This is a genomic window from Chelatococcus sp. KU-N122, assembly GCF_055391085.1.
This window is the reverse complement of record NZ_AP043981.1, coordinates 8,432,530-8,455,785: the sequence shown is the minus strand read 5'-3', so window position 1 is coordinate 8,455,785 and position 23,256 is coordinate 8,432,530. Positions and strand designations below refer to the sequence as shown.

The 23,256-nt window shown below is 66.5% G+C and carries 17 protein-coding genes; 10 read left to right on the top strand and 7 right to left on the bottom strand.

From position 1 onward, the window contains the following. Window positions 1-132: 132 nt before the first annotated feature. Complete coding sequence (locus ACZ5PO_RS38075; protein ID WP_464188345.1) at window positions 133-3,843, top strand: glycoside hydrolase family 99-like domain-containing protein; 3,711 nt, start codon at window positions 133-135, stop codon at window positions 3,841-3,843. A 150-nt stretch (window positions 3,844-3,993) separates the two neighbouring features. Here ACZ5PO_RS38075 and ACZ5PO_RS38070 read toward each other — a convergent pair whose 3' ends face one another. The 3 genes from ACZ5PO_RS38070 to ACZ5PO_RS38060 are packed head-to-tail and all read right to left on the bottom strand — an operon-like array spanning window position 3,994 to window position 8,185. Then, window positions 3,994-4,998: a hypothetical protein gene (locus ACZ5PO_RS38070; protein ID WP_464188343.1), complete on the bottom strand. Its 1,005-nt coding sequence runs from the start codon at window positions 4,996-4,998 to the stop codon at window positions 3,994-3,996. Beyond that, entirely contained in the window at window positions 4,991-6,640 is a 1,650-nt protein-coding gene (locus tag ACZ5PO_RS38065; protein ID WP_464188341.1) for a glycosyltransferase family protein, read from the bottom strand. The genes ACZ5PO_RS38070 and ACZ5PO_RS38065 overlap by 8 nt, the downstream gene beginning before the upstream one ends. A 15-nt stretch (window positions 6,641-6,655) precedes the next feature. After that, the gene (locus ACZ5PO_RS38060) at window positions 6,656-8,185 is read right to left on the bottom strand and encodes an FkbM family methyltransferase (RefSeq protein WP_464197212.1); all 1,530 of its coding nucleotides are present in this window, start codon (window positions 8,183-8,185) and stop codon (window positions 6,656-6,658) included. Window positions 8,186-8,610: 425 nt separating this feature from the next. Between ACZ5PO_RS38060 and ACZ5PO_RS38055 the strand changes: the two genes are divergently transcribed. Further along, a complete protein-coding gene (locus ACZ5PO_RS38055) occupies window positions 8,611-9,627 on the top strand; it encodes a class I SAM-dependent methyltransferase (protein ID WP_464188338.1) in 1,017 nt (338 codons plus the stop codon). 132 nt (window positions 9,628-9,759) lie between these two features. After that, on the top strand, window positions 9,760-10,974 hold the full coding sequence (locus tag ACZ5PO_RS38050; RefSeq protein ID WP_464188336.1) for an acyltransferase family protein: 1,215 nt from the start codon (window positions 9,760-9,762) through the stop codon (window positions 10,972-10,974). A gap of 99 nt (window positions 10,975-11,073) precedes the next feature. Here the strand turns inward: ACZ5PO_RS38050 and ACZ5PO_RS38045 are convergent, their stop codons facing one another. Next, window positions 11,074-11,382, bottom strand: coding sequence for a coiled-coil domain-containing protein (locus tag ACZ5PO_RS38045; RefSeq protein ID WP_464188334.1), 309 nt, complete (start codon window positions 11,380-11,382; stop codon window positions 11,074-11,076). A 109-nt stretch (window positions 11,383-11,491) separates the two neighbouring features. Beyond that, window positions 11,492-12,826, bottom strand: coding sequence for a UDP-glucose dehydrogenase family protein (locus tag ACZ5PO_RS38040; RefSeq protein ID WP_464188332.1), 1,335 nt, complete (start codon window positions 12,824-12,826; stop codon window positions 11,492-11,494). 463 nt (window positions 12,827-13,289) lie between these two features. Between ACZ5PO_RS38040 and ACZ5PO_RS38035 the strand changes: the two genes are divergently transcribed. Beyond that, the gene (locus ACZ5PO_RS38035; protein WP_464188330.1) at window positions 13,290-13,508 is read left to right on the top strand and encodes a hypothetical protein; all 219 of its coding nucleotides are present in this window, start codon (window positions 13,290-13,292) and stop codon (window positions 13,506-13,508) included. Between the two features lie 469 nt (window positions 13,509-13,977). Beyond that, a complete protein-coding gene (locus ACZ5PO_RS38030) occupies window positions 13,978-14,244 on the top strand; it encodes a hypothetical protein (protein ID WP_464188328.1) in 267 nt (88 codons plus the stop codon). A gap of 108 nt (window positions 14,245-14,352) precedes the next feature. Here the strand turns inward: ACZ5PO_RS38030 and ACZ5PO_RS38025 are convergent, their stop codons facing one another. Together ACZ5PO_RS38025 and ACZ5PO_RS38020 are read right to left on the bottom strand one after the other, a co-directional pair. Further along, window positions 14,353-15,783 carry a TRAP transporter large permease gene (locus tag ACZ5PO_RS38025; RefSeq protein WP_464188326.1) on the bottom strand — a complete coding sequence of 477 codons (1,431 nt, stop codon included), beginning with the start codon at window positions 15,781-15,783 and terminating at the stop codon, window positions 14,353-14,355. 28 nt (window positions 15,784-15,811) lie between these two features. Continuing rightward, on the bottom strand, window positions 15,812-16,351 hold the full coding sequence (locus tag ACZ5PO_RS38020) for a TRAP transporter small permease subunit (protein ID WP_464188324.1): 540 nt from the start codon (window positions 16,349-16,351) through the stop codon (window positions 15,812-15,814). 320 nt (window positions 16,352-16,671) lie between these two features. Between ACZ5PO_RS38020 and ACZ5PO_RS38015 the strand changes: the two genes are divergently transcribed. The 5 genes from ACZ5PO_RS38015 (at window position 16,672) to ACZ5PO_RS37995 (ending at window position 23,228) form a co-directional block, all read left to right on the top strand. Continuing rightward, the gene (locus ACZ5PO_RS38015; RefSeq protein WP_464188322.1) at window positions 16,672-17,805 is read left to right on the top strand and encodes a M20/M25/M40 family metallo-hydrolase; all 1,134 of its coding nucleotides are present in this window, start codon (window positions 16,672-16,674) and stop codon (window positions 17,803-17,805) included. 310 nt (window positions 17,806-18,115) lie between these two features. Then, window positions 18,116-19,708 (top strand): ABC transporter substrate-binding protein, encoded by a 1,593-nt coding sequence (locus ACZ5PO_RS38010; RefSeq protein WP_464197210.1) that lies wholly within the window; start codon window positions 18,116-18,118, stop codon window positions 19,706-19,708. Window positions 19,709-19,744: 36 nt separating this feature from the next. Further along, window positions 19,745-20,686, top strand: a complete 942-nt coding sequence (locus ACZ5PO_RS38005; protein WP_464188320.1) for an ABC transporter permease — start codon at window positions 19,745-19,747, stop codon at window positions 20,684-20,686. Next, window positions 20,686-21,561: an ABC transporter permease gene (locus ACZ5PO_RS38000; protein ID WP_464188318.1), complete on the top strand. Its 876-nt coding sequence runs from the start codon at window positions 20,686-20,688 to the stop codon at window positions 21,559-21,561. The genes ACZ5PO_RS38005 and ACZ5PO_RS38000 overlap by 1 nt, the downstream gene beginning before the upstream one ends. Further along, window positions 21,558-23,228, top strand: a complete 1,671-nt coding sequence (locus tag ACZ5PO_RS37995) for an ABC transporter ATP-binding protein (RefSeq protein WP_464188316.1) — start codon at window positions 21,558-21,560, stop codon at window positions 23,226-23,228. Before ACZ5PO_RS38000 ends, ACZ5PO_RS37995 begins: the two co-directional genes overlap by 4 nt. Window positions 23,229-23,256: the final 28 nt, after the last annotated feature.

Sequence of the window (23,256 nt, the reverse complement as noted above, 5' to 3'; positions counted from 1 at the left end):
CCCGGCCATCCATCAACTCAAGATACGGCTGCGTCCAGCCTGGCGGAGGTCGCGCCGTCACACGGGTGTGGCGTTCCACTGCCGAACAGCCGAGCATCTGCCGGGCATGTCGGAGGCGGGGAAGAGGGTGTGATGCGGGGACCGGCCGAGCAGGCTGAAGATGTGCTGAGTTCAGGGCTCTTCGATCGAGACTTCTACCTGGGACAGAATCCCGAGCTGCGCGAGCGCGGCACGGATCCCCGCCTGCACTACGCTTCGATCGGGATGAGGGAAGGGCGTCGGCCGAATTTCTTTTTCGATCCGGCATGGTATGCACGCAAGTACCTGTCCAACGAAGGCGCTGGGCAAGCCGTCGTCCACTACCTGGCGGGGGGAGAGCGGCAGGGCTGCAATCCGTCGCCCTATTTCGACGCCAAATGGTATGCGGAGCGCTATGGCGTCGATCTCGACGCGCAGTGCGGGCTCGCCCACTATCTATCGGTCCAGCTCGATCATCGACACGCGCCAAATCGTTATTTCGATACGGTGGCTTACGTGTCCTCCAGCCAGGACATACTCAAGTATAGAGTCAATGCTTTCATTCATTATCTGAAGGTTGGAGTATTCGAAGGGCGGATATGCCGATCCTTCAACGCCGAGTACATGTGGCGCGCCTATCTGGCCAACGACAGGTCGAAGAATCCGATCCAGGCGTTCTACGAGATCGGCGTCGACGCCGGCTGGCGGACGTCGCCCGATCCGGATCGGCCCAGCATCGCCCGCGAGATCAGAAAATTCAGCAATCCCGGCCCGCTGTTCGAGGATGTGGCCGCGCCGCCGGCTCCTGGCGCGCCGCCGCGCGGCAAGGTCGTCGCGTTCTACCTGCCGCAGTATCATGCCATCCCGGAGAACGACGCCTGGTGGGGAGCCGGGTTCACGGAGTGGCGCAACATCCCCCGCGGCGTGCCCCGCTTTGCTGGCCACTACCAGCCGCGCATTCCCCGCGATCTCGGCTTCTATGATCTGAGCGACCCCGACGTCCTGCGCCGGCAGGTGGCGCTGGCGAAGCGCATGGGGCTCTACGGCTTCTGCTTCTATTACTACAATTTCGACGGCAAGCGGTTGCTCGAGCGCCCGGTCGACGCATTCCTGGGCGATCCCACGCTGGAATTTCCATTCTGCCTGATCTGGGCCAACGAGAACTGGACGCGGCGCTGGGACGGCATGGAGCACGAGATCCTGCTCCGGCAGGGGTATGATCCGGCGCAGGCGCGGGCATTCGTCGCCGATGTGGCACGCCACATGGTCGATCCACGCTATATGCGCTGCGGTGGCAGACCGTTGTTTTTTCTGTACCGCTCGGACATCGTCCCCAATCTCGTCGAGACGATAAAGCTCTGGCGAAAGCTGTTTCGCGAAGATCATGGTCTCGATCCCATCATCGCCATGGCGCAAACCTTCAACAACAACGATCCGCGGCCACATGGTTTCGATGGTGCTATCGAATTTCCGCCGCATAAGCTGTCTTGGGACATCGAGCTCGTCAACGCCGAGGTGGATGTCCTGGATGACGACTTCGAGGGCCAGATTCGCCTCTACGACGACTTCGTGTCGGCGTCCGCCCGGCATGGCGACGACCAGGAGTATCCGCTGATCAAGACGGCGCTGCCAGGCTGGGACAATGACGCGCGCCGTCAAGGCAAGGGGGGCGGCATCATCCACGACAGCTCGCCGCAGAAATTCGGCGCCTGGATGGAGACGCTGTTGAAGCGCGCGCAGGCGCGCCCCTTCTTCGGCGAGCCGCTGGTCTTCGTCAACGCCTGGAACGAATGGTGCGAGGGGGCCTATCTGGAGCCGGACGTGCACTACGGCTACGCCTACCTCAACGCGCTCGCCCGGGCCGTGACCGGCGAGCGTCCGCGCCGGGCGCCGAAAATCCTGCTCGTCGGCCACGACGCGTTTCCGGCCGGATCGCAGTACATCCTGCTCAATCTGGGTCAGCTTCTGGTCCATCGTTTCGGCTACGAGGTCGCCTGCATCCTCATCGGCGGCGGCGATCTCACCGGCGACTTCAAGGCGCTCGGCCGCACGCTCGTCGGGGCGGAGTCGAGCGATTTCGCCAGCGACCTGTCGGGCTTTGCGGCCGAGCTGAGAGCGGCGGGATACGGGTTTGCCATCACCAATACCGTGTTCAGCGGCGCTGTTGCCAAATATCTGAAAGACCAAAGTTTTTCAGTGTGTTCTCTGATCCATGAGCTACCCACGGTGATCGAGAGCAACCATGGGCGAGGGCTCTATGGGCTGATCTGCGCGGCGAGCGACGTGGTCGTCTATCCCAATTCCTACGTCCGCGACGAGCTGGACCGGCTCTATCCGGCCGCCGCGCACCGGGCCGTGATCCGCCACCAGGGCCTCTACAACGTGCCTGTCGTGGCGCCCGACGGCCGAGAGCAGATGCGCCGGCGCCTCGGCATCCCCGCGCATGCGCCGGTGGTGATCAACGTCGGCTACGGCGATGTGCGCAAGGGCATCGACTTCTTCGTCGAGCTAGCGGCGCGCATGGCCAGGCAGGGCTTGCACTTCATCTGGGTCGGTGACGTGCACCCCCAGGTCTCGCCTTGGCTGCTACGGGATATCGAGCGCCGCCGGCTCGGCCATGTCCATCTCGTGGGATTCACCAAGGACATCGGCAGCTATCTGGCCGCCGCCAATCTGTTCTTCCTGAGCTCGCGGGAGGATCCGTTTCCGTCGGTCGTGCTCGAAGCCTTGGCCAGCGGCTTGCCCGTCGTCGCGTTCGACTGGGGCGGCGGCATCAAGGACCTGCTCCGCTCCGATCCCCTGTTCGGGCTCACCACCCCCTACCTTGATCAGGACCAGGCCGAGCAGACGGTTCTGCGGGCCCTGAGCGATCCGCAACTGCTCTCCGAGCAGGCGCGGGCCCATCGCATGCATGTGATCGAGAGAGGGCACCGATTCGACAAGTACGCGTTCGATATCGCCGCGGTCATGCAGCGCGTCTGGAAGATTTCGGTGGTCGTCCCGAACTACAACTACAAGCGATACCTCGAAGGTCGCCTGCAATCGGTCTTCGAGCAGAGTTATCCGGTGTTCGAAGTCATCGTGCTGGACGATTACTCGACCGACGGCAGCCCCGAAGAGGTCGAGCGCCTGGCGGAGACGCTGAGGCGCGATTTCGTCTATGTGGAAAACGCGCAGAACTCGGGCAACGTCTTCAGGCAATGGCAGCGCGCCTGCGAGATGGCGCAGGGCGACCTGATCTGGATCGCCGAAGCCGACGATCTCTCCGCGCCGGATTTTCTACGCGCGCTGGTGCCCATGTTCGACAATGACGATGTGCTGTTCGCCTTCTGCGATTCGCAGGCGATCGACGAGAACGGGGTCCTGCTGCGCCCAAGCTATAAGGACTATTACGAAACCCTGTTTGCCGGCGCGCTGCAGTCCGATCTCGAGATCAAGGGTGCGGATTTCCTGCGGGACTATCTTTCGGTCAGGAACCCGATCCTCAACGTGAGCTCGGTGCTGTGGCGCAGGGACGTCCTGGCTTCGGTCCTGGAACGCTGCGGGCCTGGCCTCACGGACTACCATCTGGCGGGCGATTGGCGGCTCTATATCGAGGCGTGCACGCTCCCGGGTCTCGTCGCCTACAAGGCGGAAGCCCTGAATGTCCATCGTCGCCACGGCAGCAGCGTGACGCATGCCATGGACGAGGCAGCCCATCTCGCCGAGATCGAGCAGATCCACCAGGTCCTGAGGGGCTTCGCCTTCGGCCCGCAGCTGGAGCGGGCGCAACGGGCGTATATCGAGACGCTCCGCCGTCAGTTCGGCCTGGTGCAGGCATCCTGAACCGAACGCGCCGGGCGCTGCTGCGCGTCCGCCGCGCGCGAGCATTTCGCCATAGGATGGGACCATCCAATGGCAGAGACATGCTCATAACCTTTTGAACCTGAAGCGCTTCTTTTGCGATTGGGTGAGTCCACCCAATCGCAAAGCGCTCTAGGCGAATATTCCGGGGCCCGCGACGAATGGGTCGGGATACTGCTCGCGCAGCCGGTGGTCGACCCGGTACCTGTCCCGGTGCAGGGCTGCGATCGGCGAGCCGTCGCCGTAGTGCGCGAAGGCCCAATAGTTCGCCGGCAGGCCGACTGCCCGGCATTCGGCGAGGCGCGCCCGGTACCACGTGAGAAGCTCAAAGACGTCGATGTGGTCGCGGGCATACCGCTCGAGCATCAGCTCGCCGGCCCAGGTGACCTTGGTGAAGTGGAAGAAGCGCAGCTGGGATCCTCCCGCCCGGATAACGCCGTCGGTGCCGATGGTGACCGGGCGTTGGCTGAGGTTCCAGCTGGCGACGTTGTAACCCGGGTCGCGCAGAATGTGCACGCCGTCGAAAAAGGCCGGCACGTGATCGCACCAGCGCTGGTCGGTGAAAAGGCCGTTGGGAATGTCGTCGAAGCAATGGTGGAGCAGCCGGTCGCTCCACCAGGCGGCGAAGCGCCGGCCCGCCGGCCGGTTGGCTACGGCGATGAAGCCCAGATTGTAGATGCCATGCTTCAGCGACCCGATCTCGTTGTCGAGGATGGCGCCGCGCTCTGTCTCGGGTTGCAGTAGATGGGGGGTGAGGACGACATCGTGCTCGTCCAGAAGGTCGGCGATCGGCGTGAGCTCGCTGAACACGGCGATATCCGGATCGAGGTAGATGACCTTCTCCGCCTCTCCGCCGAGGAGCCGTTCGAGCATCGTTCCCTTCACGGCGGTGCAGAGCTCGACGACGTCGTGGTCGAACAGGAAGCGCGTCGGGTCGGGCAGCGCCAGCTCGCTGATGCGCACCAGGCGATCGAACGGCTCCTGAGCCAGGTCGAAGGTCCAGCCGCGGGGCTCCTGATCGCAGAGGCACAGCGTGACGTGCCAGTCGGGATGAAACGTCTTCAGCGTGTGCGCCAGGACCCGGGCGCGATCGAGGTATGAGAACGAAGCGCTGGTATAGCAGTGCACTTTAGCCATGGGCTGTCTCGGCTTCCAAAGCAGGGGCCTTGGCCGGGCCTGCCATCGCCGCCCGCAGGCGCCGGGGGATCAGATCATGTGCGCTGTTCTCGCCGCCGAGCAGGATGCCGCGCCGCCGCGGTGCGGCGGCCCGCGCCAACAGGGTGCCGGAGGCGAACAGCTCGAGGAGATCGGGCCAGTCGGTGCAAGCGAAACCCTGGTCGGGCGCATTGCGCTGCACTGCCGGCCAGATATTGCCGGCATCAAGCTTGGCGACCACGAAGGCGCCTGCGGCAAGCGCCTCGTGGACGGTGAAGCAGAACGTTTCCGGAGCCTGGGACCAGCTGACGACCACATCGATGCCCAACTCGGCAATGGTGGTCACCATCTGGTCGGGGTCCGCCATGCCGGCGCTCACCGGCACGTGCCGGATCGCGGGGTGCCGCTCGGCCCCGTCGAAATAACCAAGCTGATAGAACTCGTAGCGCTCATCGTCGATCAGCCGGGCCGCGAGCTCTTCGAACTGATTCCACCCCTTGCTCGCGATGCGTGCGCCCAGGTGCGCGACCTTGAGCGGCATCGCGGCGGGCGGCGTGAACGGCTCCGGGGCTTGAACAAGCTTAGCCAGCTCGATGATTCTCGTCCCCGCGTGCGGCAGGGGGCGCTTGGCGAGCCATCGCGCCAGAGCGCTCTCCGAAGGGGCCAGGAGGCGTGGCTTGTTGGCTTCGAAGAATGCATCGACCCGCTCGAGATGGTCGGTCCTGCCGGGGCCGTAGACACAGATGCGGCATGCCATCGAGTCGGGCGGCGGCGCGCCGCAATAACTCACGTCGTTCCGGGTCAGGTTGAAATTGGGACAGATGCCGAACGAGTCGTGCAGCCAGAACGTCGGTATCGTGTCCGGCACCGCGGTGAAGAGCTGGGTCAGGACCTCCGGTGCGTGACCCATGAGATGGTGCACGACGAAGTCGACCGGGTGACCGTCGGCGGCGATCTGCGCCAGAGCCCCGGTGACCGCTTGGGCATCGACCGCGCCGAGCGCGCGGCCCGACAGGCGAGCCCGGAACGCGAAGGCGTCGGCGGACGCAGGCTGCGCCAGCGTGGGCAAATGACGGGCCGGGCATAGATGGAGATAGCTCCAGCCATGGCTCGCAAAGGCGGCTTGCTCCTCGCCGATCAGCTTCTGCACGCCGCCGATACTCTCGGCATAGTCGTCGTGGCTGATGGCGACGACGAGCGCAGTTGTGCTCTCGGCGCGCAGGTGGCGGACGAGCGCGGCCTCGTCGAGGTCAGGCCGCTCATGGCTCTCGCATGGCGTCGGGCGCGTCCCCGCACTCGGCGAGGCGGCGCTGTCGAGCATGCGGCGATACGAGTGCCAATGGCGTCGCAGCGGCCGGCGCTCCTGCCGGCCAGCGACTGCGTAGTGCAGCAGCGGATTGACGTTTGCGGCCGCGACGTCGGGCGACAGGCGCAGATAGAGCTGCGTATCGAAAGAAGGGCCGGGGTTGCGTCCCTCGCGCCATCCGTAGCGGAGATAGTGCAGGGCCGGATCCATGCCGGCGGCGCCCACGTCCAGATTGTTCGCCAGATAATATTCGGCGTCGAAATAGGGCTCGATCAGCGCCAGCTCGGTGAGCTCATGATCGCTCGGTTTATTGGGCACCGTCTTCAGCTTTCCTCAGGAGCGGCGTAGCAGCGAACGGGCGCTTCCAAGGAGCCGCCTCAGCCGATGGCGCGCCGGAAAAGGCGTCCGCAGGGGCGCCGTCAGCCGCCAGCTTACGCTTCGGCGAAACAGCTCGACCTGCGCTTCTGCGGCCTGGAGCGCGGTCGATACGTGCTCATGACGTTCCGCGGCGATCCGCAGCTCGGCCGACAGGCGCTCCTGCACCGCCGTCAATTCCGCCAAGAGGCTTGCCTCGCGCTCCTCGGCCGCCGCCAGCGTTGCCGAGAAGCCCGCCTCGCGTTCTGTTGCCATGGCCGACAAGGTCGCTTCCCGTTTATCGGCGGCCTCGAGCGACGCCGACAGCCTCTGCTCGCGGCGCTTGGCTGCCTGGAGCTCACGCTCGGCATGCCGCCGCAGCGAGCGCTCCTTGCCGACCTCCGCCAACGACTCCAGGAACCTGTTTTGCGCTCGGGCCGAGGCCGCCTCGGCCTGAACGGTGCGGCGCTGGCTTTCGTCGGCGCGAAAGGCGTGGTCCGCAGCCCTGCCGCGCTCCGCTTCCAGCGCCGCAGAAATGACGGCGAACCGCATCTGCGCCGCCGACAGGGCGGCGTCCTCGCGGTCCAGCGTCAGGTCCGCGGCAGCGGTCTGCCCGTCCAGGAAGTCATGTCGGTGCTGGCCGAGCCAGGAGCGGCCGGCCAGAGCCACAAACGCAGGCGCCGCTTCGGCGCCGATCCACTCGCGCATGCCCCAGCGCGGCGTGCGCCAGAGGGCCTCCTCCAGGTCGCCGAGGGCGGCGATGCGCGTGAGAATGCACTCGTGCTCGACCAGCGAGGCCTCGAGGCGCGGCGTCGCTTTGGGGGCAGCCAGCAGCCCGGCCTCGTAGGCGAAGGGATAGATGGGGTCCGGATCGTTGCGCAGGTTGTTGGGATTGTAGGAGGGGAATGCGAAGTAATAGAGGTCGAGTCCCCAATCCAGGATCGTCGCTGCAACAGCAAGGGACGCGCGGTTCTCGTTGCATTCGAGCCAGAGCGTGGTCCGCCCGCTGGACAGCTCGCTGGCATCGGAGGCCAGAACCTCGCTCTCCATGCCCTCGAGATCCAGCTTGATCAGGTCGAACGGGCCATGGGCGGCTCGGAGCTCGGCCAAGGTGAGCACCCGCTCGGGCGGGGCAGACATGACATCCCCTGATGCCGACGCGGCGAAGGAGGTCGAACCGAAATTGCCGGTCATGCCGCGTCCGGCCCGTGCCGTGGTCGTCCCATCGGCGGCGACCAGCGCCGAGATCGAGACGGCTGGCGCGCGAGCGAGCGCCTCGGCGTTGGCGCTGAGGTGGGCAAAGGCCTGCGGGTTGGCTTCCACGAAGGTCAGACCGCCGAGCGTCCGCAGCGCGTCGAGCCCTAGTCCGAACGTGCCGACGAACGCGCCGAGATCGAGGACGCGAGCGCCCTCCGGCAGAACGGACGCGACGAAGACGGCTTCATCCCAAGCCCATTCGCCGTAGCGTGACAGGAAGCGCCCAACGACGTCCTCTTCGATGTCCGGCACACTCAAGAGGCCGTAACGTGTCTCGACTGATGGCAACCAACGGGCCTCGGCACTCGGGGTTTAGGGATGCGCCAGATATCAGGTTTCCTGGGCGCGCGTCGAGAGCTACGCCGCCCCTACAAGTTGTTGTGATCCAGTTTTGCTAGTTCGCCTGAAGCACGCCGTATTGGAACGCTCGACCGACATGGCTTTCGATTGTCGCATGACCGGGCAATTGCGTCCCGCCTGATCCGCGAGCACCGCCACCTGCGTCGTTGCTGCGGTGCGACGAAGGTCGGTTGCGGTGCGGCATGCATTATTGTACCCGAGAGCCCGCGCCGGGGCGCCGCTCACGAGGCGGTGGTGCCGGGGTGGCTGGGGCGGCTTAGATCGATTGCATGGGATAGGCAGCACCAATGTCGACCGTTGTGCCTCATGACGGGCCGGTGCCCGATCCGGCGGGCTCGGATACCGGTCGCGCGCACGACGTGGCGTCCATCGGATCCTGGCCGATCGAGCTGACCGAGCCGGCGCTCCTGCCGGTGTCTGCGTGGACGGGGCATCTGCCGTTCGCGTTCTGGCTCGTCCAGGCTCTCGCTCCGCGGCTGGTGGTCGAGCTCGGCGTCCACGCCGGCGCGTCCTATTGCGGATTTTGCCAGGCCGTGAGCCTGCTCGAGCTGCCCGCCGCCTGCTTCGGCATCGATACCTGGGACGGCGAGGCGCACGCGGGCTGGCATGGAGCCGAGGTGCTGCGGACGCTGAGGGCGCACCATGACCCCCGCTACGGCCGCTTTTCCCGCTTGATCCCGTCGACCTTCGATGCAGCCAGAGCGCATTTCGCCGAGGGCAGCATCGACCTGCTGCACATCGACGGGTTCCGTACCTACGAGGCGGTCAAACGTGACTTCGAGACGTGGCGCTCGAAGCTCAGCAACCGCGCCGTCGTGCTCTTCCACGACACTGGCGTGCGCGAACGGAACTGCGGCGTTTGGCAATTTTGGGACGAGTTGCGGGTGGACTATCCGCATTTCGCCTTTCGACACGCCGGCGGCCTCGGGGTCCTGGGTGTCGGCCGGGGCCTGCCGGGCCCCCTCCGCGAGCTGCTGGCGCTGGACGAGGCGGCCGGCGAAAGGGTGCGGACACGCTATAGCGCGCTCGGCCAGCGTTTGGTCCAGACGGCGGAGCTGCGCGGCAGGCTGGACGAGATGACAGCAGCGCTCGCCGAGCGAGACCGGCGGCTCGAGGACGCGAAAGAGGAGCTGGAACGCTACCGCCGCACTGTCATCGCGGCTCATGAGGCCGCCGCAGATGCCGAGGCACTCGAACGCGAACTCGTGGAGCAGCGGGCGCGGACTGCCGAACTGGAGCTGGCCCTCGCGGAGAAGCGCGAGGAACTCGGACGCTGCCGCGTCGCCCTCGCGGCGGCGTACCAGCGGCCGCGGCAGGCGGAGACCGAGGCCTGATCCTCTCGCGCATGGCGCGCGGGGCACCGCACCGGAGCGCGCGCTCGAGGACAGCCAGACGACGCTCGAGCGCCAATTTGAGATTCAGCTGGCGCGAGATAAAAGCGGTCGTTTGGTTGGCGGGGGACCCTTATGGCAGACTTGTTCGCTCCGAGCATGCTCGTCGGGCGTGCGGCCGAGTTCGTGCAGCTTGCGAATGCCCGTCTCGTCGGCCTGGTGTCCGCGCGCAAGCTTAAGGACGAGGACAAGGTCTTTGCCTTCCCTCTTGTCGACGTGCTTCGTGCATTTGCCGCTATTTCTGTCGTAGTCTATCACGTCATCGAATTTTTTGAATGGAAGAGCTATCCCGTTTCTGGGTTCCTGCTCTGGTTCCGCATCGGATGGATGGGCGTCGATCTCTTCTTCGTCATCTCCGGCTTCGTCATCGGCCTGTCGGCGTTCAGGAGGCTCGATCGCCGTGGCTGGCCAGAGGCACGGGGCGAGTTCGTCCGCCATCGGCTCGCACGCATCGTGCCGCTGCACTACCTGACATGTCTGTTGTTCGTTGCGTTTATCACGCCTGCGATTATGTTCTCCAACGGCTTCTGGGCGCAGATCGTCAGCCACGCGCTGTTCGTGCACAACCTTTTTCCGGAGCATCACCGCGCCATTAACAATGTCAATTGGACGCTCGGCGTGGAAATGCAGTTTTATCTCTTGATCTTTATTTCAGCTGTTTGGCTGCGCCGCGCCAATGTATGGGTCATTCTTGCGCTCGGGCTCGGCATAACATGGGTCTGGCGCAGCGTAGCGTTCGCCCATATTCCCGCCAACAACCCGGCCGGGGTGGACTCGCTCTTCATGGCCGTCACCCAGCTGCCGGGCATGCTCGACGAATTCACGCTCGGCGTGCTCTTGGCCCGTCTCGTCGTGGCCGAGCAGGGACAGCGGCTTCTGGCCGCCGTCGCGCCCTATGCCTGGGCCGTGGTGGCTCTGGCCGCGTTTATCGTGTGGGCCGTGCTGACCGTGTTCTGGATGGCGCCGACCTATTGGGAGTCCTGGAAGATGGTCGTGCTATCCCGCACACTGATCGGAGCGGGGGCGGCGGCATGCGTGTTGGCCACCATTACCATCCGAAGCCGGCTTCTGCTGACGATCACCGCGCCGCTGCGCTATCTCGGCACCATTTCGTATGGGATCTATCTCTGGCATCTGCTGGTCATTCTGTCGCTGCATCGCGTCCCGGGAATGACACCGCAGCAGGCGCTGCCGGTCGTGCTCGTGCTCACGATCGTGCTGGCGATGGTGTCCTGGCACTTCTTCGAGCGCCCCATTCTCCGGCGCTATGCCCACGCCGTGCCGAAGTGAGCCCAAACTCACGGCGCTCCAGCTTCAGGGACCTGGAGCATGTCGACCCCTTCAGATGAGTCCATCTGATCGGGACATGCGCGAAGTGCGTCGGACCCTCTATCCTCGCCGTGACCGCGCCAGCTTGGCCGCCGTCCTCAGGTTGACCGTTGCCCAGCGCAGCGGCGCCGTCACTTGCCAGGACGTGGACGAGCGGACGGCGGTGAGCTCGGCGCGCAAGGCGTCGGTACCGCCGTGCGCGAGCGAGTCGTAAACCTGCTCAGCCTGCCGGAGCCGCTGTTCGAGCTCGGCGCAGCGGCTGCTCAGCCGCTCGATCTCGGCGCGCGCGCTCGCAACCTCCTGCTGCAAAGACGCGATTTGTGCTTCGCGGCCGGCCTCACCGGTCGAGAGTGGCGTGGCCGAGCCCACCTCCGGCGTCCGTGCGCCATCCGTCGAGTGAGCCGGCAACCGCTCTCTCATCGTTGCCCGGCCTGCTCAGCGCGCTCCGCAGCCGGGGCCCCACGATCTGTGAGACCCGTCACGTCTTGTCGGGGCGTTGGGTGGTGGTGTGCGGCCGCCCGATGCCGCGATAGATCAAGCCGGCCTCGGCGACCTCGTCGACGGGGTAGATGTTGCGCAGGTCGACGACGACGGGCTGGGTCATCACCCGCTTGAGCTCGGCCAGGTCGAGGGCACGGAAGGGATCCCATTCGGTGACGATGACCAGCGCGTCGGCGCCGGTGGCGCAGCTGTACGGGTCCTCCGCGTAGATCACGTCCTCCAGCAGGTGTTGCGCCTGCTCCATGCCCTCCGGATCGTAGGCCACCACGGTGGCGCCGGCATCCTGCAAGGCCGCGATGATCGCCAGCGACGGCGCCTCGCGCATGTCGTCCGTGTTGGGCTTGAAGGTCAGACCCAGCACCGCGATGCGCTTGCGGTCGACGCTGCCGCCGCAGGCCAGGATCACCTTGCGCGCCATCGCCCGCTTGCGCTGGTCGTTGATCGCCACCGTCGTCTCGATCAGCCGCACCGGGCTGGCATAGTCCTGCGCGATCTTGATCAGCGCCAGCGTGTCCTTGGGGAAGCACGAGCCGCCGTAGCCGGGGCCCGCGTGCAGGAACTTGGGGCCGATGCGCTTGTCGAGCCCGATGCCGCGCGCCACCTCCTGCACGTCGGCACCCACCTGCTCGCACAGGTCGGCGATCTCGTTGATGAAGGTGATCTTCATCGCCAGGAAGGCGTTGGCCGCGTACTTGGTGAGCTCCGCCGTGCGCCGCTCGGTCATCAGCAGCGGCGCCTGGTTCAGGAACAGCGGCCGGTAGAGATCCCGCATCACCTCCCGTGCCCGCTCGTCGTCGCTGCCGATGACGATGCGGTCGGGCCGCTTGAAGTCCTCGATCGCCGCGCCCTCGCGCAGGAACTCCGGGTTGGAGACCACGGCGAAGTCCGCCGCCGGGTTGGCCTCGCGGATGATGCGCTCGACCTGGTCACCGGTGCCCACCGGCACCGTCGACTTGTTGACCACCACCGTGTAGCCGTCGATCGCTGCGGCGATCTCGCGCGCCGCCTGGTAGACGAACGACAGGTCGGCATGGCCGTCGCCGCGCCGCGACGGCGTGCCCACGGCGATGAACACGCACTCCGCCTCGGCCACCGCCGCCGCCAGGTCGGTGGTGAAGGCAAGCCGCTTCTGGCGCACGTTGGCGGCGACGAGCTCGGCCAGCCCCGGCTCGTAAATCGGCACCCGCCCGTTCTGCAGCTCGGCGATCTTCACCGCGTCCTTGTCGACGCACGTCACCTGATGGCCGAAGTCGGCAAAGCAAGTTCCCGAAACGAGGCCCACATAGCCGGACCCGATCATCGCTACACGCATCGTTGCCCAAATGTCCCTGAAAGTGCACGGCGCCGGGCTGACGGGGCTCGTGGCGCACATCGGCATGGCTGCGGCCTCTTGGGCATTGATCCGGCTTCGGCGTCAAGCTCAAAGGAAGGTCGCGCATCGAATTCGCGCTGCACGGGCGCCCTGGGGACGTGAATTCCCCAGGGCGCCCGCCCTGCTCGGTGGTCCTCTTGGAATCGTGATCTCGCGCAACGGCCCATGGCAGGCTCCGTTGCCGAGCCGAGGCCTCAGCTCGCTCTTGCAGGCGGCCGATTCAGCGCGCGGCGGTGGGCGTGGGGAAATCCGAAGGCCGGAAGGCTTCCCCAATCCCGGCTCTCGTGCGATGAGCAGGGCTCCTTCTCCGACCTGGAACGATCGCCGGAGACGACATTTGGCTACTGACACTCCCGAACCCCGGCCGGTCCCGACCGTATCCGGTGCCGAACACGCGCCCGTCGTGTCATTCGACGGCGTCTCCGCCATCGGTGCATCGCATGGATCCTTCACCTTCGGCCTGGTCGTGGGGCGGCCCATCCCCTTGAGCAACGGCACGATTCCCATGGTGATGGGCACGGTCGCCTATCTCAAGTGCAGCGAGCATGGCCTGCGCGAGCTGCGCGACTCGATCGAGAACGCGCTGCTGCTGGCGGCCAAGACCTCAGGCTCGGCCAATTAGAAGCTGTCGAGGATGTCGTGGCGCAGGTCGGACCGATCCGGCGGGCGAGCCGGGCGGCGCCCCGCGACGGCTGCCCCGTGCGTCGTCCGCTTCATGTCCAGCGTGAGCCGGGGAGGCGGGGGAGTGCAACGATTTGCCGCGCCGGGCGGCTCCGGATGAACGGTCACGGCGACGGCCCTGGGCGCGGCGGGCGTCGACAGGCGTCGAATCGTGGCCGTGGCGGGCGCTCTTGCCGCCTGCCGCAGCGTCGGAGCGGTAAAGACCCAGCTCGCGCTCCGGCGGTTGGAGGGAGGGCGCCGCCGCCGGCCGGCCGCTTGCAAGCAGAATGCGCGTTGTCCCAATGTGCTTGGACGCATTCCGCAAACGCCGGCGCAGCGCGTAGCAGCGACGGCGCGAATAGGTTTTCTGCCGCCAGGGGATCCCGCAGCCGCGCTGCGTCCCCCCGGCCGGGCAATCGCGAGGAGGCGACATGAAGCGTGAAGGCGAACGTTTTCAGCAGGTGCGAGTCGATATCGACGGTGTTCAGTTCGTGAACTGCACGTTCGACTCCTGCGCGCTGATCTACCGGGGCGGCCCGTTGCCGATGTTCAACAACTGCACGTTCAGCAACCCCCAATTTGCGTTCGACGACGCGGCCAAGCGCACCGTGACGTTTCTCCAGTCGATGGCGACACCGGCGAGCGGCCTCCAGCAGATCGTGCGAAGCACTTTTCCGGAGCTGTTCGTGGCCCGATAACGGGAGGCGCTCCAGATTCAAAGAGTTTGGAGCATGTCTATCCGATCAGACGAGCTCGTCTGACCGGGACAGGCCCGAGCCGCCGCCCCTCCATCCGCCGCCGCGGGATCAGAATTTCGGCGGCTTGACCTCGAAAGCCGGCGGCGCATCCAGGCCGCCGCCTTGCAGGTTCTGGAACTGCTGCTCGACGGCCTTCTCGTCGACCTTGACCTGCGGGCTGAGCCAGTAGGTGACGGACTGGGGCCAGAAGATCACGATGGCCACCAGGATCAGCTGCATGGCGACCCAGGGCAGCGCCCCCCAATAGATATCCGAGCTCTTGACGCTCTTCGGCGCGATGCCGCGCAGGTAGAACAGCGCGAAGCCGAAGGGCGGGTGCATGAAGCTCGTCTGCATGTTGACGCAGAGCAGGACGCCGAACCAGATCAGATCGATGCCGAGCTTCGCCGCGACCGGGGCCAGCAGCGGGATGACGATGAAGGCGATCTCGAAGAAGTCGAGGAAGAACGCCAGGAAGAACACGAAGATGTTGACGAACACCAGGAAGCCGATCTGGCCGCCCGGCAGCCCGGTCAGCAGGTGCTCGATCCAGCGGCTGCCGTCCATGCCCTGGAAGACCAGGCTGAAGCAGGTCGAGCCGATCAGGATGAACACCACCATGGCGGTGATGCGCATGGTCGATTCCATGCCCTCGTAGCAGAGCTTCCATGTCAGCCGCCGGTGCATCGCCGCCAGGATCATGGCGCCGACGGCGCCCATGGCGCCCGCCTCGGTCGGCGTGGCCAGGCCGAGGAAAATGGTCCCGAGGACGAGGAAGATCAGCACGATCGACGGGATCATGCCCCACAGCACGCGCGCGATCAGCCGCCAGCCCATCTCGCCGCGGGCCTCGGGCGGCAGCGGCGGCATGCTCGCCGGGCGCATGATCGACAGCGCGACGATATAGAGGATGAAGATCGCGACCTGGAGGATCGAGGGACCGATCGCCCCGAGGTACATGTCGCCCACGGACTTGCCGAGCTGGTCGGCCAGGACGACGAGCACCAGCGAGGGCGGGATGAGCTGGGTGATCGTGCCGGAGGCCGCGATGACGCCGGTCGCCAGGCGCATGTCGTAGCCGTAGCGCATCATTACGGGCAGCGAGATCACGCCCATGGCGATCACCGACGCGGCCACCGTGCCGGTGATGGCGCCGAGCACGGCGCCGACGATGATCACCGCGTAGGCCAGCCCGCCGGGGAGGGCCCCGAACAGCTGGCCGGTGCCTTCCAACAAGTCCTCAGCCAGCCCGCAGCGCTCAAGGATGGCGCCCATGAAGGTGAAGAAGGGGATCGCCAGCAGCAGGTCGTTCGAGATGATGCCGAAGAACCGCAGCGGCAGCGCGTGCAGGAAATCGGGGCTGAAATGCCCCGTCCAGATGCCGACCAGGCCGAAGAACAGGCCGACGGCCGATAGCGAGAACGCCACCGGAAAGCCGATCAGCATGAAGAGGATCATGCCGCCGAACATCAGCGGCGGCATCACGCCATGGGAGAACATCAGCCGGTCGTCCTGCCGCGCGAAGACATCACTGCAACGGCTTTTCGTAGTGCGTGTCGATGACGGCGGTGCCGGCGAGCGCGGCGACCCGCTTGATCAGCTCCGACAGCCCTTGCAGCGTCAACAGCCCAAAGCCCAGCGGCAGCATCAGCTTGACCGGCCACTGGATGAGGCCGCCGGCGTTGAGGCCGTATTCGCCGGACCTGAAGGAGGCGAGAAAGAACGGCCACGTGAGCCAGGTGAGGAAAATCGTGGCCGGCAGCAGGAACAGGAGGAGGCCCACCGTATCGATCCACAGCCGGCCCTCGTCCGAGACCGACGAATAGACGAGGTCGACGCGGACGTGCTCGTTCCGCTGAAGCGTGTAGGAGGCTCCCAGCAGCACCAGGGCGCCGAACAGGTACCATTGGATCTCGAGCCAGCTGTTGGAGCTGGCATTGAACAGATAGCGGATCGTTGCGTTGCCGGCGCTGATCAGCACTGTGATCAACACCATCCAGTTGGCGAGCACCCCGACCTGCCTGCTGACGAAATCGATACCGCGGCTGAGCCGCAGGAGGCCCTGCATCCGTTTCCCCCAAGGTGTAAGTTCAGCAGTAGATCATTCGGCGTCTGCTGCCATTACGACTTTCGCTCAAGCCATGGGCGTCGCGAAGCCGATGTCCATGGCATAGCGCATCGCCTCCGCGCAACGGTTTCGGCCACAGGCAACGTCGGTGGCCGGAGCGCTCCACTGTCCTCGTGCCCCTATTGCGCTGAAGTGTTTCCGTCCGATCAGATGAAGGGCTCCATGCGCGACAGGCTCTAGGCAGCGGGCGTAGGACGGGGCAATCCTAGGCGCGTGTCATGCCGCTGGCCTGACCCATGACCGGTCCGGAGGAGTTGCCCGTGACATTTACTGAGCTGCCATTCGATGCCGACGAGATGATCGACGGCCTGCGCACCTGGGTCGAGTGCGAAAGCCCGACCTGGGATGCCGCAGCGGTGGACCGCATGGTCGATCTAGCGGCGACCGATCTTGCCGCGTCGGGGGCGACGATCGAGCGGATTCCGGGCCGGATGGGCTTCGGCGGCTGCGTGCGCGCCCGGTTCCCGCATCCGCGCGCCGGCGAGCCGGGCATCCTCATCGCCGGCCACGTGGACACGGTGCACCCGGTCGGCACGCTGGCCAGGCTGCCGTTCCGCCGGCAAGGGGGCAAGTGCTACGGGCCCGGTATCGTCGACATGAAGGGCGGCAACTACATGTCGCTCGAAGCGATCCGGCAGCTCGCTCGGGCCGGGATCGCGACGCCGCTGCCGATCACCGTGCTGTTCACGCCCGACGAGGAGGTCGGGACGCCGAGCACGCGAAGCCTGATCGAGATGGAGGCGTCGCGGAACAAATACGTGCTGGTGCCGGAACCGTCGCTGGTCGACTACGGCGTCGTCACCGGCCGCTACGCCATCGCCCGCTTCAACCTGGAGGCGACCGGGCGGCCCAGCCACGCCGGCGCGAGGCTGGCCGACGGCCGCTCCGCCATCCGCGAGATGGCCCGGCAGATCCTGGCGATCGAGAGCATGACCACCGAGGACTGCACCTTCAGCGTCGGCATCGTGCATGGCGGCGAATGGGTGAACTGCGTGTCGTCGAGCTGTAAGGGCGAGGCGCTCAGCATGGCCAAGCGCCAGGAGGACCTCGACAAGGGCGTCGAAGCCATGCTGGCGCTCAACGGCTCCGCCAACGAGGTCTCCTTCACGGTGACGCGCGGCGTCACCCGCCCGGTCTGGCCGCCCGGCACGCCCGGCACCATGGCGCTTTACGAGAAGGCCAAAACGCTCGCCAAAGCGCTTGGCTTCGACCTGCCGCACGCCAGCCAGGGCGGCGGCTCCGACGGCAACTTCACCGGGGCCATGGGCATCCCGACGCTCGACGGCCTCGGCCTGCTCGGTAGCGGCGCCCATACGCTCGACGAGCACATCATGGTCCAGAGCCTGGTCGATCGGGGCCGGCTGATGGCGGGATTGCTTGCGACCCTGGATTGAGGTGGAGCGTTGCGGATTGCCTAGAATATAGGCGCCGACTTGGCGAAACTGCCGCGCCTCGCGGCTGTCGGTTCGCGCCCGCGCTCCCCGCTCGAGCGCCGGTGCATGATCCTGCCGCGCGGGCGATGAGGTCGGATCGGGCCAGCCCTGCTGCGCGCGAGTGGGGTGGGCCGGCAGGTGGTACAGGAGTTGCATTCCAGCGTCGACGGGGCATCAAAAGGTATAGCTTGCGTGAGACCGTGCCGGGACTTGTAAGATTGCGCGGCGAGACAGTGCAACAGCGGAGGCCGACGTGACGACCAATGTATTGATGCGCCATCTACGCGCTGCGGGACGAAGCGTTTATCTGGGAATTGCTGTTGCCGCCGCAGTCTGGACGGCTTCACCTGCTCAGGCCAAGACGCTGACGGCGGTGATGCACTCCGATCTCAGGGTCATCGATCCGCTGATCACGACGGCATACATCACCCGCGACCACGGCTACATGGTCTACGACACGCTGCTGGCCATCGATTCCGACTTCAAGGTACAGCCGCAGATGGCGAGCTGGACCGTTTCGGACGACAAGCTCACCTACACCTTTACGCTGCGCGACGGGTTGAAGTGGCACGACGGCGCGCCGGTCACCGCGGAGGATTGCGTCGCCTCCCTCAAGCGATGGGCCAAGCGCGACGGGATGGGCCAGAAGCTCATGGACTTCACCGCGAGCCTGGAGGCCACCGACGCCAGGACGATCACGCTCAAGCTCAAGGAGCCTTACGGCCTGGTGCTCGAGTCGATCGGCAAACCGTCGTCGCTGGTGCCGTTCATGATGCCCAAGCGCATCGCCGAGACGCCGGCGGACAAGGCGATCCCCGAGCAGGTCGGCTCGGGCCCGTTCAAGTTCGTGCAGTCCGAGTTCCGCCCCGGCGTGAAGGCCGTCTACGAGAAATTCACCGACTATGTGCCGCGCAGCGAGCCAGCGAGCTGGCTGGCCGGCGGCAAGGTGGCGAAGGTCGACAAGGTCGAATGGCTGACCATGCCGGACGCGCAGACCGCTGTTAACGCGCTGCAGTCCGGCGAGATCGACTTCTTCGAGGCGCCGCCGATCGACCTGCTGCCGGCGCTGGAGTCGAACGACGAGATCGTCCTCAAGACCCTCAACGCGCTCGGCCTGCAGACGCTCGGCCGCATGAACTTCCTTTACCCGCCCTTCGACAACATCAAGGTGCGGCGCGCGGCGCTGCTCGCCATGAACCAGAAGGACGTGCTCGACGCGCTGATCGGCAACCCGAAATACCAGCAGATCTGCGGCGCCATCTTCGGCTGCGGCACGCCGCTGGCGACGGATGTGGGCTCGGAGAGCCTGGTCAAGGGCAACGGCATGGCGGAGGCCAAAAAACTGCTGGCCGAGTCGGGCTATGACGGCAAGCCCATCGTCATCATGGCGCCGACCGACGTCGGAGCGCTCAAGGCCCAGCCGGTGGTGGCCGCCCAGCTGCTGCGCCAGGCGGGCTTCACGGTCGACCTGCAGTCGACCGACTGGCAGACGGTGGTGACCCGCCGGGCCAGCCAGAAGCCGCCGGCCGAGGGCGGCTGGAACATGTTCTTCACCAATTGGGTCGGCGCCGACATCGCCAATCCCGTGGTGCACGTGACGCTGAGCGGCCGTGGCAAGGCCGGCGGCTGGTTCGGTTGGCCGGACGATCCGGAGATGGAGAAGCTGCGCGATGCCTACGCGCGCACCACCGACCCGGCGGAGCAGAAGAAGATCGCCACCGAGATCCAGGCCCGGGTCTACGAACAGGTCACCTATCTGCCGCTGGGCCAGTACAACGGGCCGAGCGCCTGGCGCAAGGATCTGAAGGGTGTGCTCGACGGGCCGGCGACACCGGTGTTCTGGAACATCGAGAAGACGGATTGATGGTGGCGGTCTGAGCGATCTGGCACAGGCGCCGCAATGCTCGGCTACATCATCCGGCGAATTCTGGCGGCGATTCCCGTCATGGGCTTCGTCGCCGTGTTCGTCTTCCTGCTGCTGCGGCTCACGCCCGGGGACCCGGCGGCGATCATCGCCGGCGACACAGCGACCCCCGAGCAACTCGACCGCATCCGCGCCACGCTCGGGCTGAACGAGCCCATCTACGTGCAGTTCGTCACCTGGGTCGGGCGGCTGCTGCACGGCGATCTCGGCGTCTCGCTGATCTCGCAGATTCCCGTGGCGCAGATGATCGGCCAGCGGCTTGAGCCGAGCCTGACGCTGGCCGTCACCACCATCCTGCTGTCGGTCCTCGTCGCCGTGCCGCTGGGCGTGCTCGCCGCCTGGAAGCAGGGCACCTGGGTCGACAAGGTGGTCATGGCGGTCTGCGTGCTCGGCTTCTCCGTGCCGGTCTTCGTCGTCGGCTACGTCCTGATCCAGATCTTCGCCATCGACCTGAAATGGGTGCCGGTGCAAGGCTTCCGCAGTATCGCGCGCGGCTTCGGCCCCTTCTTCGAGCGTGCCATCCTGCCCACCGTGGCGCTGTCGTTCATCTATATCGCGCTCATCGCCCGCATGACCCGGGCGAGCCTGCTCGAGGTGCTCGGCGAGGATTACGTGCGCACCGCCCGCGCCAAGGGGCTCGGCGAGGCCAAGGTGCTGCTGGGCCATGCCCTGCGCAACGCCGCCGTTCCCGTCGTCACCATCATCGGCACCGGCTTCACCCTGCTCATCTCCGGCGTCGTCGTCACCGAGAGCGTCTTCAACATCCCCGGCATCGGCCGGCTGACCGTCGATGCCGTGCTGGCGCGAGACTATCCCGTGATCCAGGGCATGATCCTGTTGACCAGCGGCCTCTACGTGGCGGTGAACCTTCTCATCGACCTGAGCTACACCGTGCTCGACCCGAGGATCCGGTACTGATGACGGATCAGGCTCTTCCTGCCCCCGCGCGGCCGCGTCCGGCCTGGTTCGCCCTGGTCGCCAGTCCGGTGACGGTGATCGCGGCCGCCTGCCTCGCGCTCATCATCGTCGTCTCGCTGCTGGCGCCCTGGTTGGCGCCCTATGATCCGGTGCAGCTGGTGCCGGCCAATCGCCTGAAGCCGGCGAGCGCCGCATATCTGCTCGGCACCGACGGCTACGGCCGCGACGTCCTGTCCCGCATTCTCTACGGCGGCCGCATCTCTCTGCTGATCGGCGTGGGCTCCGCGGTGATCAGCCTCGGCTTCGGGCTGGCCATCGGCCTCGTCGCCGGCTTCTTCCGCTGGCTCGACGCGATCGTCATGCGCTTCATGGACGCGTTGATGGCGATCCCCGGCATCCTGCTCGCCATCGCCGTGGTCGCGCTCTCGGGCGCCAGCCTCACCAGCGTGCTCATCGCCATCACGCTGCCGGAGATCCCGCGCGTCGTCCGCCTGGTCCGTTCGGTCGTGCTGTCGGCGCGCGAGGAGCCTTACGTGGAGGCGGCGATCTCGGTCGGGACGAGCCTGCCGAAGATCCTTTGGCGGCACATCATGCCCAACACCTTCGCGCCGCTGATCGTGCAGGGCACCTACGTCTGCGCGGCGGCGATCCTGACGGAGGCGATCCTGTCGTTCCTCGGCGCCGGCATCAGCCCGGAGACGCCGAGCTGGGGCAACATCATGGCCGAGGGGCGCGCCTACTTTCAGGTCAAGCCGTCGCTGATCTTCTGGCCGGGCCTGGTGCTGTCGATCGCGATCCTGTCCATCAACCTGCTGGGCGATGCGGCGCGCGACGTGCTCGATCCGCGCATGAAGCGGCGGGAGGGTGCGCGATGAGCAAGGCTCCGGGCCGTCCCGCCGTCCTCGATGTGCGGAATCTCGCCGTCTCGCTCGGCCGCGGCGCCGCGGCCGCCAGGGTCATCGACGGCGTGTCGTTCCAGGTGGGCGAGGGCGAAACCCTTTGCCTGGTGGGCGAAAGCGGCTCGGGCAAGTCCGTCACCTCGCTCACCACCATGGGCCTGCTGCCCAAAGGCATCCTGGTGCCGACCGGAGGCCGCATCGAGCTGGTCGGCGAGAGCCTGCTGGACGCCGGCGAGCGCCGGCTGCGGCAACTGCGCGCCACGACGATGGCGATGATCTTCCAGGAGCCGATGACGGCGCTCAACCCGGTCGTGCCGGTCGGCCGGCAGATCGACGAGGTGCTCAAGGCCCACATGCGCCTGGATGCCGGCGAACGGCGCCGGCGGATCCTCGACATGATGCAGCAGGTCTACCTGCCCGACGTCGAGCGCATCTACAATTCCTACCCGCACCGCCTGTCGGGCGGCCAGCGCCAGCGCATCATGATCGCCATGGCGCTGATCATGGGCCCCAAGCTGCTGATCGCCGACGAGCCGACGACGGCCCTCGACGTCACGACCCAGAAGCAGATCCTCGCCCTGGTGCGCGAGCTGCAGGAGAAGCACGGCACGGCCGTGCTGTTCATCACCCATGACATGGGCGTGGTGGCCGAGATCGCCGACCGCGTCGCCGTCATGCGCCACGGCCGGCTGGTGGAGGAGGGCCCGCTCGACGGGATCCTGCGCCAGCCGCAGCAGGACTATACGCGCAGCCTGCTATCGGCCGTGCCCAGCCTGGTGCCGCGCGCGCGCCGGGCCGAGCGCGCCGGCTCCGTCGTGCTCGAGACCTATGATCTCAACAAGACCTACCAGGAGCGCTCGCTGTTCGGCGGCAAGCGCGAGGTGACGGCGGCGAAGGACGTCACGCTGTCGCTGCGCCAGGGGCGCACGCTCGGCATCGTCGGCGAAAGCGGCTCGGGCAAGTCCACCGTGGCGCGCTGCATCATGCGCCTCATCGATCCGACGTCCGGGAGTATCCGTGTCGCCGGCCGCGAGATCTCCGAGCTGTCGCGGCGCCTGCTGCAGCCGCACCGGCAGCGCATCCAGATCATCTTCCAGGATCCCTACCGCTCGCTCAATCCGCGACTGTCCGTGGGCGAGAGCATCGCCGAAGGGCCGGTGAACTTCGGGGCTTCGAAGGCCGAGGCGCTGGAGCAGGCACGCGAGCTGTTGCGCCTGGTGGACCTGCCTGCCGATGCCGTGGCGCGCTACCCGCACCAGTTCTCCGGTGGTCAGCGCCAACGCATCGCCATCGCCCGGGCGTTGGCGATGAAGCCCGACGTGCTGGTGGCCGACGAGGCGGTGTCGGCGCTCGACGTCTCGGTGCAGGCACAGGTGCTGAAGCTTCTCGACGACATCCAGGAGCGGCTCGGCGTGGCGCTCCTGTTCATCACCCACGACCTGCGCGTGGCGGCGCAGATCTGCGACGACATCATCGTCATGCAGCGAGGGACGGTGGTGGAGGAGGGGCCTGCGAGCATCGTCCTCACCGAGCCGAAGGAGCCCTATACAAGGCAGCTGTTCGAGGCGGCGCCCGGCCGGCACTGGGATTTCGCCAACTTCCGGCCGGTCGAGGCTGCGGCGCCGGCGACGGCCGCGCCTTGACCCCAGTGGCGCCCGGCTAAGGCACGGT

Bases quoted from the DNA above. Each gene is read 5' to 3' on its own strand.
- ACZ5PO_RS38050 (WP_464188336.1), top strand. From the start codon at position 9,760: ATGGCAGACTTGTTCGCTCCGAGCATGCTCGTCGGGCGTGCGGCCGAG.
- ACZ5PO_RS38030 (WP_464188328.1), top strand. From the start codon at position 13,978: ATGAAGCGTGAAGGCGAACGTTTTCAGCAGGTGCGAGTCGATATCGAC.
- ACZ5PO_RS38020 (WP_464188324.1), bottom strand. From the start codon at position 16,351: ATGCAGGGCCTCCTGCGGCTCAGCCGCGGTATCGATTTCGTCAGCAGG.
- ACZ5PO_RS38010 (WP_464197210.1), top strand. From the start codon at position 18,116: ATGCGCCATCTACGCGCTGCGGGACGAAGCGTTTATCTGGGAATTGCT.
- ACZ5PO_RS38025 (WP_464188326.1), bottom strand. From the start codon at position 15,783: ATGTTCTCCCATGGCGTGATGCCGCCGCTGATGTTCGGCGGCATGATC.
- ACZ5PO_RS38005 (WP_464188320.1), top strand. From the start codon at position 19,745: ATGCTCGGCTACATCATCCGGCGAATTCTGGCGGCGATTCCCGTCATG.
- ACZ5PO_RS38075 (WP_464188345.1), top strand. From the start codon at position 133: ATGCGGGGACCGGCCGAGCAGGCTGAAGATGTGCTGAGTTCAGGGCTC.
- ACZ5PO_RS38070 (WP_464188343.1), bottom strand. From the start codon at position 4,998: ATGGCTAAAGTGCACTGCTATACCAGCGCTTCGTTCTCATACCTCGAT.
- ACZ5PO_RS38000 (WP_464188318.1), top strand. From the start codon at position 20,686: ATGACGGATCAGGCTCTTCCTGCCCCCGCGCGGCCGCGTCCGGCCTGG.
- ACZ5PO_RS37995 (WP_464188316.1), top strand. From the start codon at position 21,558: ATGAGCAAGGCTCCGGGCCGTCCCGCCGTCCTCGATGTGCGGAATCTC.
- ACZ5PO_RS38040 (WP_464188332.1), bottom strand. From the start codon at position 12,826: ATGCGTGTAGCGATGATCGGGTCCGGCTATGTGGGCCTCGTTTCGGGA.